The organism is Phyllobacterium ifriqiyense, from assembly GCF_030817885.1.
GTDB lineage: Bacteria > Pseudomonadota > Alphaproteobacteria > Rhizobiales > Rhizobiaceae > Phyllobacterium > Phyllobacterium ifriqiyense.
This window is the reverse complement of the sequence record NZ_JAUSZT010000003.1, coordinates 1348517-1364070: the sequence shown is the minus strand read 5'-3', so window position 1 is coordinate 1364070 and position 15554 is coordinate 1348517. Positions and strand designations below refer to the sequence as shown.

12 protein-coding genes are annotated in these 15554 nt (G+C 52.4%); 2 read left to right on the top strand and 10 right to left on the bottom strand.

Translation table 11 applies throughout. From position 1 onward, the window contains the following. Nucleotides 1–205 precede the first annotated feature (205 nt). Nucleotides 206–1315, top strand: coding sequence for an acyltransferase family protein (locus tag QFZ34_RS14205; RefSeq protein WP_307282148.1), 1110 nt, complete (start codon nucleotides 206–208; stop codon nucleotides 1313–1315). A gap of 4 nt (nucleotides 1316–1319) precedes the next feature. On the opposite strand, the gene QFZ34_RS14200 is transcribed toward QFZ34_RS14205, so the two are convergent. Together QFZ34_RS14200 and QFZ34_RS14195 are read right to left on the bottom strand one after the other, a co-directional pair. Further along, the gene (locus QFZ34_RS14200; RefSeq protein WP_307282145.1) at nucleotides 1320–1937 is read right to left on the bottom strand and encodes a ribonuclease D; all 618 of its coding nucleotides are present in this window, start codon (nucleotides 1935–1937) and stop codon (nucleotides 1320–1322) included. A gap of 13 nt (nucleotides 1938–1950) precedes the next feature. After that, nucleotides 1951–3339, bottom strand: a complete 1389-nt coding sequence (locus tag QFZ34_RS14195; RefSeq protein ID WP_307282143.1) for a M20/M25/M40 family metallo-hydrolase — start codon at nucleotides 3337–3339, stop codon at nucleotides 1951–1953. Between the two features lie 414 nt (nucleotides 3340–3753). Between QFZ34_RS14195 and polA the strand changes: the two genes are divergently transcribed. Next, nucleotides 3754–6705 carry a DNA polymerase I gene (gene polA / locus QFZ34_RS14190; RefSeq protein ID WP_307282139.1) on the top strand — a complete coding sequence of 984 codons (2952 nt, stop codon included), beginning with the start codon at nucleotides 3754–3756 and terminating at the stop codon, nucleotides 6703–6705. A 12-nt stretch (nucleotides 6706–6717) separates the two neighbouring features. Here the strand turns inward: polA and QFZ34_RS14185 are convergent, their stop codons facing one another. The 8 genes from QFZ34_RS14185 to QFZ34_RS14150 form a co-directional block, all read right to left on the bottom strand. Beyond that, nucleotides 6718–8298, bottom strand: coding sequence for an FGGY-family carbohydrate kinase (locus QFZ34_RS14185; protein WP_307282136.1), 1581 nt, complete (start codon nucleotides 8296–8298; stop codon nucleotides 6718–6720). A 23-nt stretch (nucleotides 8299–8321) separates the two neighbouring features. After that, nucleotides 8322–8984 carry an HAD family hydrolase gene (locus QFZ34_RS14180; protein WP_307282134.1) on the bottom strand — a complete coding sequence of 221 codons (663 nt, stop codon included), beginning with the start codon at nucleotides 8982–8984 and terminating at the stop codon, nucleotides 8322–8324. Further along, a complete protein-coding gene (locus QFZ34_RS14175; protein WP_307282131.1) occupies nucleotides 8984–10462 on the bottom strand; it encodes a mannitol dehydrogenase family protein in 1479 nt (492 codons plus the stop codon). Before QFZ34_RS14175 ends, QFZ34_RS14180 begins: the two co-directional genes overlap by 1 nt. 57 nt (nucleotides 10463–10519) lie before the next feature. Continuing rightward, nucleotides 10520–11296, bottom strand: coding sequence for an L-iditol 2-dehydrogenase (locus QFZ34_RS14170; protein ID WP_307282128.1), 777 nt, complete (start codon nucleotides 11294–11296; stop codon nucleotides 10520–10522). Nucleotides 11297–11305: 9 nt separating this feature from the next. Continuing rightward, nucleotides 11306–12304, bottom strand: a complete 999-nt coding sequence (locus tag QFZ34_RS14165) for an ABC transporter ATP-binding protein (protein ID WP_307282125.1) — start codon at nucleotides 12302–12304, stop codon at nucleotides 11306–11308. Between the two features lie 42 nt (nucleotides 12305–12346). After that, nucleotides 12347–13177 (bottom strand): carbohydrate ABC transporter permease, encoded by an 831-nt coding sequence (locus tag QFZ34_RS14160; protein WP_307282122.1) that lies wholly within the window; start codon nucleotides 13175–13177, stop codon nucleotides 12347–12349. A gap of 4 nt (nucleotides 13178–13181) precedes the next feature. Next, nucleotides 13182–14054 carry a carbohydrate ABC transporter permease gene (locus QFZ34_RS14155; protein ID WP_307282119.1) on the bottom strand — a complete coding sequence of 291 codons (873 nt, stop codon included), beginning with the start codon at nucleotides 14052–14054 and terminating at the stop codon, nucleotides 13182–13184. Nucleotides 14055–14153: 99 nt separating this feature from the next. After that, nucleotides 14154–15464, bottom strand: a complete 1311-nt coding sequence (locus QFZ34_RS14150; RefSeq protein WP_115051590.1) for an ABC transporter substrate-binding protein — start codon at nucleotides 15462–15464, stop codon at nucleotides 14154–14156. Nucleotides 15465–15554 lie beyond the last annotated feature (90 nt).

Here is a 15554-nt window from a genome sequence, read left to right as displayed (position 1 = left end):
GGCTTTTTTGTGCCTTGTACAGTCTCGTACGCGTAGCACTCCGAAGAACGACTTCTGATAATTACAATAAAAATTCGATCGCTCGAAATACGGTCTAGCAATCATGTTTTATGGAAACATCTTCGGGCATTCGTCCATCACCTGAATTTTACTTCCTATTCTGAATCTTCGCGTATCAAAGACGAATGGTGAGGGAGCACGACGAATGAGTACCGTGGAAAAGATGCGGGTAGACTGGGTCGACATTGCCAAAGGTATCTGCATCATTTTTGTAGTGATGATGCATTCTGTTCTGGGTGTAGAGAACGAGACTGGCACGCAAGGGTGGATGCATCCGGTTGTAGCATTTGCTCAGCCATTTCGGATGCCAGATTTCTTTTTGATATCGGGGCTTTTCCTAAGCGTCGTCATTAACCGCTCGTGGCTGCGCTATATTGATCGAAAGGTCGTGCATTTTGCCTATTTCTACGTGCTTTGGCTAACCATTCAATTTGTGTTCAAGGCACCAGGGGTTGTGGCGCAAGACGGAGCGACGGGTGCCATATCGGCTTATCTGCTCGCATTTGTGCAACCATTTGGCACATTGTGGTTCATATATTTGTTGCCGGTGTTCTTTATCGTTACCCGATTGCTGAAGACGACAAATGTCTGGCTGGTCTTTGCAGCATCGGCACTTTTAGAAACGTTGCCGATCCACACGGGATGGCTTGTTATTGACGAGTTTTGCAGCCGATATGTGTATTTTTTTGCAGGATATGCATTTGCTCCAGCAATCTTCAAACTGGCCGAGAAATTGCGGGCCAGCCCCGCTATTGCTGCAATCATTCTAGGTGCATGGGCTGTCTTAAACGGGTGGCTGGTCTTCCATCCTGCACCGGCCCCATTTAGCGCGTGGATACCACAAGAGACTTATACTTCGGGCGGGCTTGGTGGCTGGGCAAGTGTGCCGGTTATCTCGTTGATCGCCGGTTTTGCTGGAGCACTGGCTATTGTTTCAAGCTCAGCTCTTATTGCAAGTGTGCCATGGAAGCCCATAAACGCAACGCTGCGCTGGCTTGGTGCTCACTCAATCGTGGTGTACCTGGCCTTCTTTCTGCCCATGGCAGCCGCTCGCACTATAGTGCTTAAAACTGGAATCATCACTGATATCGGCACTATTTCACTACTGACGGTGATGAGCGGCGTCATCGGCCCGGTCATTCTTTATAGAATCATTCAACTCACTAGCTATGGGGAATTTCTATTCAAAAGACCGGCTTGGGCGCATGTAGATCGCGCTCCACAGCAGGAAACAGCTCAAGCCACCGCCGCGTAATAACTCAGCTATGCGCAAAAATGTCCTGCTCGTCCCATCCCATCAAATCCAGTTTGGCGCGGGTAGGCAAAAACTCAAAGCAAGCCATCGCCTCTTCTGCTCTCCCGTCCCGTTCCAGACGCTGCTGGAGAATGGTTCGCAGGCGATGCAGATAAAGAACGTCGGAGGCCGCATATTCCAGCTGTGCCTGACTGAGCTGCGGTGCACCCCAATCTGAAGACTGCTGTTGTTTGGAAAGGTTGATTTCCAGCAGTTCACTGCAAATCTCTTTCAATCCGTGGCGATCCGTATAGGTGCGTATCAGCCGGGATGCGATCTTGGTGCAGAAGACAGGTTTCGGCATGATGCCAAACGTATGAAATAGAACTGCAAGGTCAAAACGTCCGAAGTGAAAAATCTTGGTGACGGCATTATCGCCCAGCAGCCACTCCAAATTCGGAGCACTTTTCTGTCCCTTATCGATCTGGATAACGTCCGCTGTACCATCGCCAGGTGAAATTTGAACGACACAAAGCCTGTCGCGATGCGGATTGAGACCAAGTGTCTCGGTATCGATGGCAACCGCATCGACCTGATAGTTGCTCAGGTCAGGCAGGTCATTGCGGTGAAAGCGAATGGTCATATTCTTTTCCTGTTTATTTCGCGAGGGCGTCGAGAATGCGCGCCCAAGACCGCTGGCCTTTGTGGAATGAATTCAATTCATATTTCTCATTCGGAGAATGAATCCGGTCATCTTCGAGGCCGTAGCCTACGAGCAAAGATTCCATGCCCAGCATATTCTGGAAGTCACCAACAATCGGAATTGAGCCACCCATTGCAATCAGCACTGCCGGGTTTGGCCATTCATCGCTCAGGGCATTTTTTGCCTTGGAAAGCAGCGGCGATTCGTAGGAAAGCTGGATGGCGGGTGATCCACCATGCTCATGGAACTCAACTGTGCAATCGGCAGGAACACGCGCTTGGACAAAGGCGCGGAAAGCCTCGCGGATTTTCGCCGGACTTTGCTTGTGGACCAATCTGAACGATACTTTTGCAGAGGCTTGGGCCGCAATGACGGTTTTGAACCCTTGTCCCGTGTAACCGCCGGTTATGCCGTTAAATTCGGCGGTCGGACGCGCCCATATCAGTTCAAGGATTGAACGACCCTGCTCGCCTGATGGTATAGAAAGACCAACAGGACCAAGAAAGTTTTCCGGCGTGGCATCGAGCCCTTCCCACATCTGCAATATTTGCGTGGGTGTTTCTTCAACGCCATCATAGAAACCAGGGATTGTCACCGCGCCATTCTCGTCATGAATATCAGCGAGAATTTTAGTAAGGATGCGGATCGGGTTTGCCGCTGCGCCGCCAAACATACCGGAATGCAAGTCCCGGTCGGCCGCTTTGACAATAATCTCTTCGCCAACTAATCCGCGCAGCCCGACAGAAATCGCAGGCGTTTCCGAATCCCACATTCCAGTGTCGCAGACGAGCGCAAAATCGGCCTTCAGCTCATTCTTGTGCGACTCAAGAAATGGCTTGAGAGACGGCGAGCCCGATTCTTCTTCGCCTTCAAACAGAATGGAAATCTTTATCGGCAATTGGCCATGTACCGCTTTATAAGCACGGCAGGCTTCAACAAAGGTCATCAACTGGCCCTTGTCGTCAGATGTGCCGCGACCGGTCAGAATTTTGCGGCCATTGCCCATGTCCTTGATCGCAGGATCGAATGGATCGTTTTCCCACAATTCGAGAGGATCGACAGGCTGGACATCATAGTGGCCGTAAAAAAGCACATGGGGAGCATCTTCGCTAGGGCCAGCATGATGTGCGACAACCATCGGATGCCCCGGCGTGTCGCGTATACTTGCTTCAAATCCAATCGATTGCAGATCAGCTACCAGCCATTCAGCGGCTTTGCGACAATCCACTTTGAACGCCGGATCAGTTGAAATGGACTTGATTCTCAGCAGATCAAAAAGGCGCTCCAAGCTCTTGTCGAGGTTTGTATCAAGCGCATTCAAGACAGGTTCGAGAGCTGACATAATATTTCCTGAGTTCATTGACCGGGATTCGTGAAGGGAGCTCTTCTTAGCGTATTTTCAAGCCAACGGCATAAAAAAATGGCAGGGCGGCACGCTATAAAAGAAATGGCCGCCTTGGCGGGGGGACCAAAGGCGACCAGATCACTACTACACTCATTTGCAGCCACCCTGGAGAGGGGAATGGGAGGCTGCGACACTGGTGTCAGGCGGGGGACGAGCCTTAAAAACCAGCGATCGATCTAATGTCGATGAACTGGATTTGGGGGGTAAACCGTGGCAATTCAAGGGCACAGAAGATTACATCTTTGTAACAAAGGCGTGAAGCGAAATTAACGTCAGGATGCCCACAGGAGTCGCTGGAAACAACACAACTCGTCATTTCCTTTTTTACCATGTTCATTTATTTCTGTTGCCATGAAAAAAGGTGATCATCTGTTCCTCGTCGACGGCTCCGGCTATATTTTCCGCGCCTACCACGCTCTTCCGCCCCTGACGCGGAAATCGGATGGCCTGCCGGTCGGCGCCGTTTCAGGTTTTTGTAACATGTTGTGGAAGCTGTTGCGGGAAGCGCGAGACACGTCTGTACGCGATACGCCCACACACTTCGCAGTAATTTTCGATTATTCCTCGACCACCTTCCGCAAGGAAATTTATCCGGAGTACAAGGCAAACCGCTCTGCCCCTCCGGAAGACTTGATCCCGCAATTCGGTTTGATCCGGCAAGCAACGAAAGCCTTTAATCTGCCGTGTATTGAGAAGGAAGGTTATGAGGCTGACGATCTCATCGCCACCTATGCCCGCATGGCAGAAGCTGTGGGAGCAGAAGTTACGATTATTTCATCAGACAAGGATTTGATGCAGCTCGTTACGCCGCTGGTGTCCATGTATGACAGCATGAAGGACAAGCAGATCGGCATTCCTGAGGTAATCGAGAAGTGGGGCGTGCCGCCCGAAAAAATGATTGATCTACAGGCAATGACGGGCGATTCGACCGATAATGTTCCTGGAATTCCCGGCATCGGACCAAAAACAGCGGCGCAGTTGCTGGAGGAGTTTGGTGATCTCGATACGCTGCTTGCGCGTGCCGGAGAAATCAAACAGCAGAAACGACGCGAGAACATAATCCAGTATGCCGAGCAGGCATTGATATCCCGCCAGCTTGTGACCCTGAAAACCGATACGCCCATTGACGTAGGTCTTGAGGATTTCGGACTCGAGCCTCAGAACGGACCAAAGCTGGTTGCATTTCTCAAATCGATGGAATTCAACGCCCTGACACGTCGCGCTGCCGAGGCAACCGGAGTGGACGCCAGCGAAATTGAAGCTGCCAACCTTAAGATTGAGGCCGTCGCCGAAGCGCGCGGCCCGGATTTAGATAGTGCTGGATCTGATGCCAGCCCTGAAGCTGCAACCGCATCAAGCCAGATGGTTGTCTCCAGCAAACCGCCATCATCAAACGTGTCCGCTACACCTGCTGACCTTGTAAAGGCTCGCACCGACGAAGCGTTGTCAGCCAAAATTGATCGCAGTGCCTACACAACGATTCGCGATGTTGCCTCGCTGCAAATCTGGATTGATGAAGCCATGGCGTCGGGTATCGTCGCTTTCGATACGGAGACAACATCCGCCGATCCAATGCAGACCGAAATTGTGGGCCTATCCCTCGCCACGCGGCCGGGCAAGGCTGCGTATATTCCAATCAATCATAAATCACGCGACGGCGATCTGCTTGGCGGTGGACTGCTTGAACATCAGATTCCTGAAGCAGAGGTTTTCCGTCTGTTGAAGCCGATGCTTGAAGACGCATCGGTTCTCAAAATTGCCCATGCCATGAAGTATGAGTGGCTGGTCATGCATCGTCACGGCATTGATCTTCATCCGGTCGATGACACCATGCTTATTTCCTATGTGTTGGATGCTGGCGAAGGCCACCATACCATGGATAGTCTGTGTGATCGATGGCTGGGTCACAAGCCTTTGGCTTACAAGGATTTGGTCGGTTCTGGTAAATCCTCACTCACATTTGACAAAGTTGAAATAGAAAGAGCCACCGAATACGCCGCTGAGGATGCAGACGTTACTTTGCGGCTATGGCGACTTCTGAAGCCTCGGCTTGTCGCCGATGGCCTTTCCTCGGTTTACGAGCGGCTCGAACGGCCCCTTATTCCTGTGCTCGCCCGTATGGAGGAACGAGGGATTTCTGTCGACCGACAGATTCTGTCTCGCTTGTCAGGTGATCTCGCACAGTCAGCAGCGGCTATCGAGGACGAAATCTACAAACTTGCAGGAGAGAAGATCAATATCGGGTCTCCCAAGCAGATGGGTGATATCCTGTTCGGAAAAATGGGGCTGCCGGGGGGATCGAAGACGAAAACTGGGCAGTGGTCAACATCTGCTCAGCTTCTCGAAGACTTAGCCGCTGAGGGCCATGAACTACCTCGCAAAGTCGTTGACTGGCGTCAGCTGACAAAGCTGAAATCAACTTATACCGACGCCCTTCCCGGCTACATTCATCCCGACACCAAGCGGGTCCATACGTCCTATGCCATGGCCGCAACCTCGACAGGGCGTCTGTCGTCCTCAGAGCCCAATCTGCAAAACATTCCGGTTCGCACCACCGAGGGGCGCAAAATCCGTACGGCCTTTATAGCCGCGCCCGGTAATAAGCTGATATCGGCAGATTATAGCCAGATCGAACTCCGTGTGCTTGCACATGTTGCGGAAATTCCACAGCTGACTCAGGCCTTTGCCGATGGCATCGACATTCATGCTATGACCGCTTCTGAAATGTTCGGCGTCCCGGTGGAAGGCATGCCTTCGGAAGTGCGACGACGCGCAAAGGCCATCAACTTCGGCATTATCTACGGTATTTCCGCATTCGGTCTTGCCAACCAGCTCTCCATTCCGCGCGAAGAGGCCAGCCAATACATCCGGACCTATTTTGAACGCTTCCCGGGGATCAAGGATTATATGGAAGCGACGAAAGCCTTTGCCCGTCAACACGGCTATGTCGAAACCATTTTTGGCCGCCGTGCGCATTATCCCGAAATTCGTTCGTCAAATCCGCAACTGCGCGCGTTCAACGAACGTGCAGCGATCAATGCACCCATTCAAGGCTCTGCAGCGGATATTATTCGCCGGGCAATGGTACGCATGGATGCCGCTTTAAAAGATGCAAAACTCACGGCGCGCATGCTGCTTCAAGTGCATGATGAATTGGTTTTCGAGACCATTGAGGATGAGGTGGAGGCAACGCTTCCTGTTATTCGCGAAGTGATGGAAAACGCGGCCATGCCAGCAATTGCGTTATCAGTTCCACTACAGGTGGATGCACGTGCTGCGCATAACTGGGAAGCGGCGCATTAGAGCCCTTCCCAGTTACTGCAAAGCGTCCAATGCTTTGCGCTGGGCATGCATTTCAAGGAAGATTCGATAGTCGCGATCAAGGCGCTGACGCGCTGCCGGATCAGGTCGACGGACATGCCCGCCCTGCTTCATCGCTGTGCAGGCCGAAGGTAGATCAGCATACACGCCCGCAGCCGCCGCAGCTACCATCGCTGTGCCAAGGAGCACCGCGTCCTCCGCCGCAGAGGTTATAACCGTACAGCCGGTCGCATCGGCATAAAGCTCCATAAGCAGCGGGCTCTTGATGTGGCCGCCAGTGACATGCATCTTGTCGATTGCGTAACCCTTGTCATTGAACGCATCCAGAATATGGCGCACGCCGAGCGATATGCCGATAGCAGTACGCCAATAAAGACGGCACAGGCTGTCGAAGGATGAATCAAGTGTCAGACCACTGATAACCCCGACCGCATGCGGGTCAGCCAGCGGCGAACGGTTTCCATGGAAGTCGGGCAGGACGTGTAAACGATTTGCGAGATCCGGCTCGGTTGCACGAAGCTCCATGATACGTGCTGTGATCTTTCTGTGCACATCGCCACTTGGCTCGCCTCCAGCCCCATGCCAGCGGATAATATGGTCGAGTAAGGCACCAGTTACGGATTGACCGCCTTCGCTCAGCCAAACATCTGGAAGTGCAACGCCGTGATAGGGGCCCCAACCACCGCGAAACGAGATCGGCTCCCGGGACAAGGCCATCAGGCAGCTTGACGTTCCAGCTATCAGCGCAAGATGGCGATCAATCTGTGAAAGATCGCCAGCAAAGCCACCTAGAACGCCAAGCGAGCCGGCGAATGCATCAATGAGTCCGGCTCCTACATGACAGTTTGGCGTGAGGCCCAACTCTTTTGCCGCTTCGCTTGTCAGTGCGCCTAAATCCGTTGCCACAGGACTTGCGACGTCCGGAAGATTGCCGCGTTCAATCAAGTCCTCCAAGCCGATTGCTTCCAGATAATCTACCTGCCAGCCCTGCTTTTCATGCGCGAGATAGGTCCACTTACAGGTTAACGTGCATTGCGACCGCGCCAACGATCCTGTTGCTTTCCAGCTCAAATAATCGGCCAGATCAAAAAAATACCCCGTCTTGTTCCAAGTGGTCGGCAAATGACGCTTCAACCACATCAATTTTGGCGTCTGCATTTCCGGCGACATGACACCGCCCAGAAAATCGAGGACTTTGTGGCCCGTTGCCGTGCATTCATCGGCCTCGTCCAAAGCGCGATGATCGAGCCAGACAATTGTATCCCAGCGCTGCTCGCCAGATGTTGAGACGGTAAGCTGCTTGCCATGGGTATCGCGAACGACCAATGAACAGGTGGCATCAAAACTCAAGCCCACCACATCTGCAGGATCAATTTTAGCCGCCGCAATCGCGCCTTGCACAGAAATACATACAGATTTCCATATATCTTCCGAATCGTGCTCGGCATGATCACCCATTGGGCGATTCATTAAGATTGGGTGCTCCACGCGGCCCAGAAGGTTGCCATTTGCATCCAGAATGCCCGCACGGGCGCTTCCTGTACCAACATCTACAGCGCAGACAAATTGCGGCATCAACGAACTTTCAGTACGGCTTCCTACGACTTGAGTAGGTCAGGCAATTGCAACATGTCGTCGTATATAAGGTCTGGGCCAAGAGACGCAAGCGTTGACTCCAGCCTGCCACCGCGGGAATGCGTCCCGCCCGTAAATGCGAAAACGCGCATACCCGCCGCTTTGGCAGCTTGTATACCTGCTGGGCTGTCTTCGATCACCACACATTCAGCCGGATCGACATTCATTGTGTTCGCAGCAAATAAAAACAGGTCTGGAGCGGGCTTGCCATTCTTGACCATAGTGGCGCTGAAAATATGCGGATCAAGCAGGTCGATGAGCCCGGTCAACCTTAGCGATAAACGAATGCGTTCTGGCTGGCTCGACGAAGCAACACAGCGGCGCTGTGGCAATTTCTTCAATGTATCAGCGATGCCGGGGATGGGCTGGAGATCCAATTCGAAGCGCGAATAGAGATTGGTCCGCATTTCGTCGAGGTCGGCTTCGCTGGCAGCGAAACCGTATTCTTCGTGGAGAATCTTGCTAATGGTCGCCATGCTACGACCAAGAAAACGATCATAGGCATCATCTTCTGACATGGTGACACCGCTTTTGGCGATCATCTCCAGCAGCACCGCTATGGAGATAGGTTCACTGTCGACCAGAACGCCATCGCAATCGAAAATAATAAGCGAGGGATCAGCCATTAGAGTTTATTTTCAAGATAGAGTTCCAAAGTTTCGCGTGCTCCCTTGTCCCATAGTGTCCGGAGAATACGCGAAAATGATTCGACGAAAACCGGTGCTGTCCCTACATCGCCAAAAATATCTGTCATGGCAAGGAATGCCTTCGGATCGCCCTTTGCCTTCAAAGCCTCGATCTTTAATCGCTCAGCGCTCGCATCCAGATAGTCGGTCGGTTTGCCACTATCCGTTGTCCCTGCGCAGAACCGGCACCAAAGCGCAGACACCAGGGATAGGCCGGTAATGCTGTCGCCTGCCCTCAACCTGTCGGCAGTCGTCGGCAGAATGAATTTTGGCTGGCGGTTCGATCCATCTTGGCAAAGTCGCTGAATGGTATCGCCGATTTTTGGATTGGAAAAACGCCGGATAATAAGATCAAAATACTGATCGAAAGGCATATCAGGTACGGGTGGCAACACCGGAATGATCTCTTCGCGCTCAAGCTTCGTTAGAAAATTGCGTATCAATGGCTCTTCCATCGCTTCGTGAACAAAATGGATGTCCATGAGTGAAGCCGGATAGGCGATTGCCGCGTGCCCGCCATTGAGAATGCGTATTTTCATTAATTCATACGGTGCAACATCTTCGACAAACGTCACCCCGACCTTTTCAAGCGCAGGACGACCAGTTGGAAAATGATCCTCGAGCACCCATTGCTTGAACGGTTCGCAAAATACCGGCCAATTATCTTCAACTCCAAATTCCGTTGCCAGGAAGTTGCGCTCGCGGTCGGTTGTTGCTGGTGTAATACGATCCACCATGCCATTCGGGAAAGCCACATTTTGCTTCACCCAATCTGCAAGCACAGGATCAATCAGCGCCGCCAATCCACAAATGGCATCGCTGGTGACGTGGCCATTGCCTGGAATATTGTCGCAAGACATAACCGTAAAAGCAGGTGTGCCCTCGCTGCGCCGACGAATCAGGCCAGCCAAAATCAAGCCGAAAACGGTTTTCGGGCTGCCTATATTGGCCGCATCTGCCGCAATGGCAGGATGTTGCGGATTGAATTTTCCTGAGGCCGGATCAATAAAATAACCGCCCTCGGTAATGGTCAATGACACGATCCGGATTTCAGGATCAGCAAGACGAGCAATTGTGTTTGCAGCGTTACCCGGCTGAATATAGTCGATCATTGATGATGTGACATATGCTTTGCGATGCCCGCTGTCTTGTTCAACTACAGTTGTAAGCCAGTCTTGGTCCTTGAGTTTCTGACGCATGATTTCATCGGAAGGCAGGACCCCAGCACCAACCAGACCCCATTCGTGATCCGTCCCTGCATTGAACAACTCATCAAGATAAACCGCCTGATGTGCACGATGAAAATTCCCGATACCAAAGTGAATAATCCCGGCTTTCAAATCCGATTGCTTGTAACTGGGTACGCTGACATTGGCCGAAAATTGGGGCAAAGCGTTCTGCGAAAGTTTAATTGTCATCGGGATCAACCCTTCTTTTCATTCATGCTGCAAGCGTCCATCACGACCGACTTACAGTCAGCTCATCCAGTTGCCGCCATCGACATTGTAAGTTTGTGCGACGACGTAATCGCTATCACTTGAAGCCAGAAAAACGGCCATGCCAACGAGATCGTCTGCGGTGCCCATCCTGCCGAATGGTACAGCTTCGCCAACGAGTCGCTTCTTTTCTCCACGCGGCCTGTTCTCGTATTTTGCAAAGAGGGCATCCACGCCTTCCCAGTGCTCTCCATCAACGACACCGGGCGCAATGGCATTCACGTTGATGCCGTGCTTGATAAGGTTGAGGCCTGCCGATTGGGTAAGACTGATTACTGCTGCCTTCGTTGCACAGTAAACAGCGACAAGCGGCTCTCCGCGGCGCCCCGCCTGGCTGGCCATGTTAATGATCTTGCCGCCTTTTCCGCGAGCAATCATGTTTTTGGCAACGGCTTGCAGTGTGAAAAGTGTTCCTGCAAAATTTACTGCAAACAATTTATTGTAGCTATCGCGGGTGATATCGACGATTGGCGCGAGATCGAAAAGCGCTGCATTATTGATCAGGATATCGACGCCGCCAAAATGCTCGACCGTTTTGGTAATTGCCGCATCGATGGACTGCTGATTGGTCACATCAAGCCGGACCGCAAGAGCCTTGTTGCCCAGGTCAGTTGCGGTTTGCTGCGCGCGCTCCAGATCGATGTCAGCAATTACCACATGGTCTATGCCTTCACGTATATAAGCCTCTGCAAATGCACGGCCGATACCTCGTGCCGAACCTGTGATAAATGCCGTCTTGCCCGCAAGCCTGCTCATTTCGAGTGCCTATATGGCTTGGCCGTTTGCATCAAAAAGATGCAAACGGGATGGATCAGGTGTCAAGTACACTGACTGCCCATGTTCCGTAGCGAAATCGCCATCTGTGCGCACCGTGATCTTTCCGGTATTCTCGGTCTGTACATGGATAAATGTATCGGACCCGAGATGCTCGGTTACTCCAACAGTGCCTTTCCATAAGCCCTCAGTTTTGGAAATTTGGACATGTTCCGGCCGTACACCCAACGTTACCGCATTGTGTTTTGCAGCAGCTGGCCCTTCGACCAAATTCATGCGCGGTGATCCAATGAACCCGGCTACAAAGACGTTTTTCGGGCTCTTATAGAGTTCCAGAGGCGATCCCACTTGCTCAATGCGACCTGCATTCAGCACCACGATCTTATCTGCCATTGTCATGGCTTCCACCTGATCATGCGTCACATAGATCATGGTGGTTTTTAGCTGATGATGTAGATCGCTGATTTCGAGACGCATATTGCCCCGAAGAGCCGCATCAAGATTGGAAAGCGGCTCGTCAAATAGAAACGCCTTCGGCTGACGCACAATAGCACGGCCGATAGCAACGCGCTGGCGTTGACCGCCCGATAGTTGTCCAGGCCTGCGATCGAGATAGTTTGTCAGATTGAGGATATGTGCTGCGTCCTTGACCTTCTTGTCGATCGCGGACTTTTCCTGGCCATCCATCTTCAGCGGAAAAGCTATATTCTGGTAGACGCTCATATGCGGATAGAGCGCATATGACTGAAACACCATCGACAATCCGCGCTTGGCTGGCGCTTCGTTGGACATGTCTTTACCGTCGATAACGACACGCCCACCGCTCAAATCTTCCAGACCAGCGATCATGCGCAGCAATGTTGATTTTCCGCAGCCGGATGGCCCTACGAAGACAACGAATTCGCCGTCATTGATTTCAAGATCGATTTCCGGAATGACCGAAGTGCTACCGAATGACTTCGATACTTTTTCAAGTGTTATGCTTCCCATAATATTGTTCCCATCTCTTTTGGCGAGGCCAAAGGTCAGAAATTATTTGACGGCGCCAAAGGTCAAACCGCGAACCAATTGCTTCTGGCTGAACCAGCCCATAATCAGGATCGGGGCGATTGCCATGGTGGACGCAGCCGACAACTTTGCCCAGAACAGCCCTTCGGGGCTGGAATAGGAGGCGATGAAAGCTGTCAGTGGCGCAGCATTTGCGGCTGTTAGGTTGAGCGTCCAAAATGCCTCGTTCCATGCCAGAATGATGTTCAGCAACATTGTCGAAGCAATGCCGGGAATGGCCATGGGCGTCAGCACATAGATAATCTCTTTCATCAGCGATGCGCCGTCCATACGGGCAGCCTCGAGTATCTCGCCTGGTATCTCCTTGAAGTAGGTGTAGAGCATCCAGACAATGATCGGCAGATTGATCATGGTGAGAACCGCAACAAGGCCGAGACGCGAGTCGAGCAGGCCCCAATCGCGGAAGATCAAGTAGAGCGGAACAAGCACGCCGACAGAAGGCATCATTTTGGTGGATAGCATCCACATCAAAATATCCTTGGTGCGTTTGGTTGGGGAAAATGCCATCGCCCAAGCGGCCGGGATTGCCAATACGAGGCCGAGTAGTGTCGAGCCAACCGAAATAACTATCGAGTTCATAACATGCTTGCCGTAGTCAGAACGGCTCTGCACTTCGTGATAATTTTCCAGCGTCCAATCGAAGAACAGGAATTGAGGCGGCGTTGCCACGGCCGTCCCTTCCGTCTTGAAGCTGGTAAGAAGCGTCCACAGGATCGGGAAAAAGATCAGGAACCCGATACTCCATCCAATTATTGTAAAGATGAGTTTGCGTTGCGTGGTAACGGACCGAGCCATTTTTCTACCTCTCCAGGTTCTTGCCGATGAGGCGAATGAGGAAGAAGGCAACGATGTTGGCGAGGATGACCGCCACAATACCGCCAGCGGAAGCTCCACCCACGTCGAATTGCAAAAGCGCTTGTGAATAGATCAGATATGCAATGTTTGTGGTCTGCAGGCCCGGTCCCCCATTTGTGGTCACCAGAATTTCAGCGAAAACACTCAGCAGGAAAATGGTCTGAATCAGAATAACAACGGTGATCGCGCGAGCAAGATGCGGAAGGACCAGATAGATGAAACGCGATATCGGTCCGGCTCCATCCATTTCTGCCGCTTCTATCTGCTCGCCATCCAGCGACTGCAATGCGGTCAACAGGATAAGCGTTGCGAATGGCAACCACTGCCATGCAACGATCAGGATAATCGAAAACAGCGGAACCTGCGCAAACCAGTCCACCGGCTGAATCCCGAAGGATCGTGCGATCCAGGCAAACAAGCCGTTGACGGGATGCATGAGCATATTCTTCCAAACCAATGCCGAGACGGTTGGCATAACGAAGAATGGCGCGATGACCAGAAGGCGGACAATGCCTTGGCCCCAGAATGGCTGGTCCAGAACAATCGCCAAAAGAATGCCGCCAATCACCGTGATCAGCAATGTTCCACCAACCAGAAGCAAGGTATTGCCAAGGGCAGTGAAGAAGGCGGGATCAGTCAGAAAATACTGGTAATTGAGAAAGCCGACATATTCTTCGGTTCCCGGCATCAAGAGATTGTAGCGCAGGAACGAAAAGTACAGCGTCATGACAAGCGGCACGATCATCCACAGGAACAAGAGGATGACGGCGGGCGACATCATGATACGGGCAGTTGCGCGTGTCTGAAGCGTAGCCATGGTCAGGATCCAATACAGCGATCATTGAAAATGCAGATGAGCAAAGGAGGCCCGGGCGGCTCCGGCATTTGCGCCGAAACCGCCCGGAGCCAGGAGGATCTACTTGATGTAACCGCCCTTCGTCATTTCGCGGGTTGTCAGTGCCTGTGCGCTCTGCAAAGCCTGATCAACGGTTACAGAACCGGCAAGCGCCGCCGAAAACTGCTGGCCCACTGCCGTGCCGAGCCCTTGGAACTCGGGAATGGCAACGAACTGACCACCCGTATAAGGCACTGGCTTGACGGTCGGCTTGCTTGTATTGGCTGCCGTCATGGCTTCGAGCGTAATCTTGGCGAAAGGCGCAGCCTTCTGATATTCCGGATTGGCATAAAGCGAAGTGCGTGTGCCGGGCGGAACGTTTGCCCAACCTTCTTTGCTCGCAACCAATTCCGTATAAGCCTTGTCAGTCGCCCAAGAGACGAATTTCTGTGCTGCTTCTGCCTTTTTCGTACCGGCAGGAATGCCAAGATTCCATGCCCATAGCCAGTTGCCGTGGTTCTCCACACCGCCCGTGGGGAAGAGGGCGTAGCCCACCTTATCTGCAACCTTCGATTCTTTCGGATTGGTCACGAAGGACGCCGCAACTGTAGCATCGATCCAGATGCCGCACTTGCCCGTCTGGAAAAGTGCGAGGTTTTCGTTGAAGCCGTTTGAGGAGGCACCGGCAGGTCCGGCTTCCTTCATCAGGTCGACATAGAATGTGAGTGCCTTTTTCCATTCCGGCTGATCGAACTGCGGTGTCCACTTTTCATCGAACCAGCGCGCACCGAAGGAGTTTGCCGTTGCCGTCAACAGCGCCATGTTCTCGCCCCAACCGGCCTTACCGCGCAGGCAAATGCCGTAAGTCTCGGTGGACTTGTCGGTCATCTTCTTCGCAGCATCAGCGATCTGGTCCCAGGTCGGCTTTTCAGGAATTGTCACACCGGCCTTTTCAGCCAGATCCTTGCGGTACATCACCATCGCGCTTTCGCCATAGAATGGCGAGGCATAGAGCTTGCCGTCAACGGAAACAGCATCGCTGATCGATGGCAGAAGATCGGCCTTGTCATAATCCGCACCCAGACCGTCGAGCGGCAAAAGCCATCCCTGCTTGGCCCAGATCGGCACTTCATAGGTGCCGATTGTCATCACGTCATACTGGCCGCCTTTGGTGGCGATATCGGTTGTGACGCGCTGGCGAAGAATGTTTTCTTCCAGCGTTACCCATTCGAGCTGAATGTCCGGATTTTTCTTGGTGAAATCTTCGGTCAGTTTCTGCATGCGAACCATGTCGCCATTATTGACCGTGGCAATGGTCAATGTCTCCGCATGTGCAAAGCTGACCATCGCCGCGACAGAAACCGCGCCGAGCAGAAGCGTTCTCTTAAACATTTCATTCCTCCCGAATGTTATGAGCAATTGCTTGTATTGTGGGCAAATACTCACACATGGGCGAAGTTAGTCAAGGGCAATTCGTCGCTG

Coding starts and splice junctions, on each gene's coding strand:
- QFZ34_RS14205 (WP_307282148.1), top strand. CDS start 206: ATGAGTACCGTGGAAAAGATGCGGGTAGACTGGGTCGACATTGCCAAA.
- QFZ34_RS14200 (WP_307282145.1), bottom strand. CDS start 1,937: ATGACCATTCGCTTTCACCGCAATGACCTGCCTGACCTGAGCAACTAT.
- QFZ34_RS14195 (WP_307282143.1), bottom strand. CDS start 3,339: ATGTCAGCTCTCGAACCTGTCTTGAATGCGCTTGATACAAACCTCGAC.
- polA (WP_307282139.1), top strand. CDS start 3,754: ATGAAAAAAGGTGATCATCTGTTCCTCGTCGACGGCTCCGGCTATATT.
- QFZ34_RS14185 (WP_307282136.1), bottom strand. CDS start 8,298: ATGCCGCAATTTGTCTGCGCTGTAGATGTTGGTACAGGAAGCGCCCGT.
- QFZ34_RS14180 (WP_307282134.1), bottom strand. CDS start 8,984: ATGGCTGATCCCTCGCTTATTATTTTCGATTGCGATGGCGTTCTGGTC.
- QFZ34_RS14175 (WP_307282131.1), bottom strand. CDS start 10,462: ATGACAATTAAACTTTCGCAGAACGCTTTGCCCCAATTTTCGGCCAAT.
- QFZ34_RS14170 (WP_307282128.1), bottom strand. CDS start 11,296: ATGAGCAGGCTTGCGGGCAAGACGGCATTTATCACAGGTTCGGCACGA.
- QFZ34_RS14165 (WP_307282125.1), bottom strand. CDS start 12,304: ATGGGAAGCATAACACTTGAAAAAGTATCGAAGTCATTCGGTAGCACT.
- QFZ34_RS14160 (WP_307282122.1), bottom strand. CDS start 13,177: ATGGCTCGGTCCGTTACCACGCAACGCAAACTCATCTTTACAATAATT.
- QFZ34_RS14155 (WP_307282119.1), bottom strand. CDS start 14,054: ATGGCTACGCTTCAGACACGCGCAACTGCCCGTATCATGATGTCGCCC.
- QFZ34_RS14150 (WP_115051590.1), bottom strand. CDS start 15,464: ATGTTTAAGAGAACGCTTCTGCTCGGCGCGGTTTCTGTCGCGGCGATG.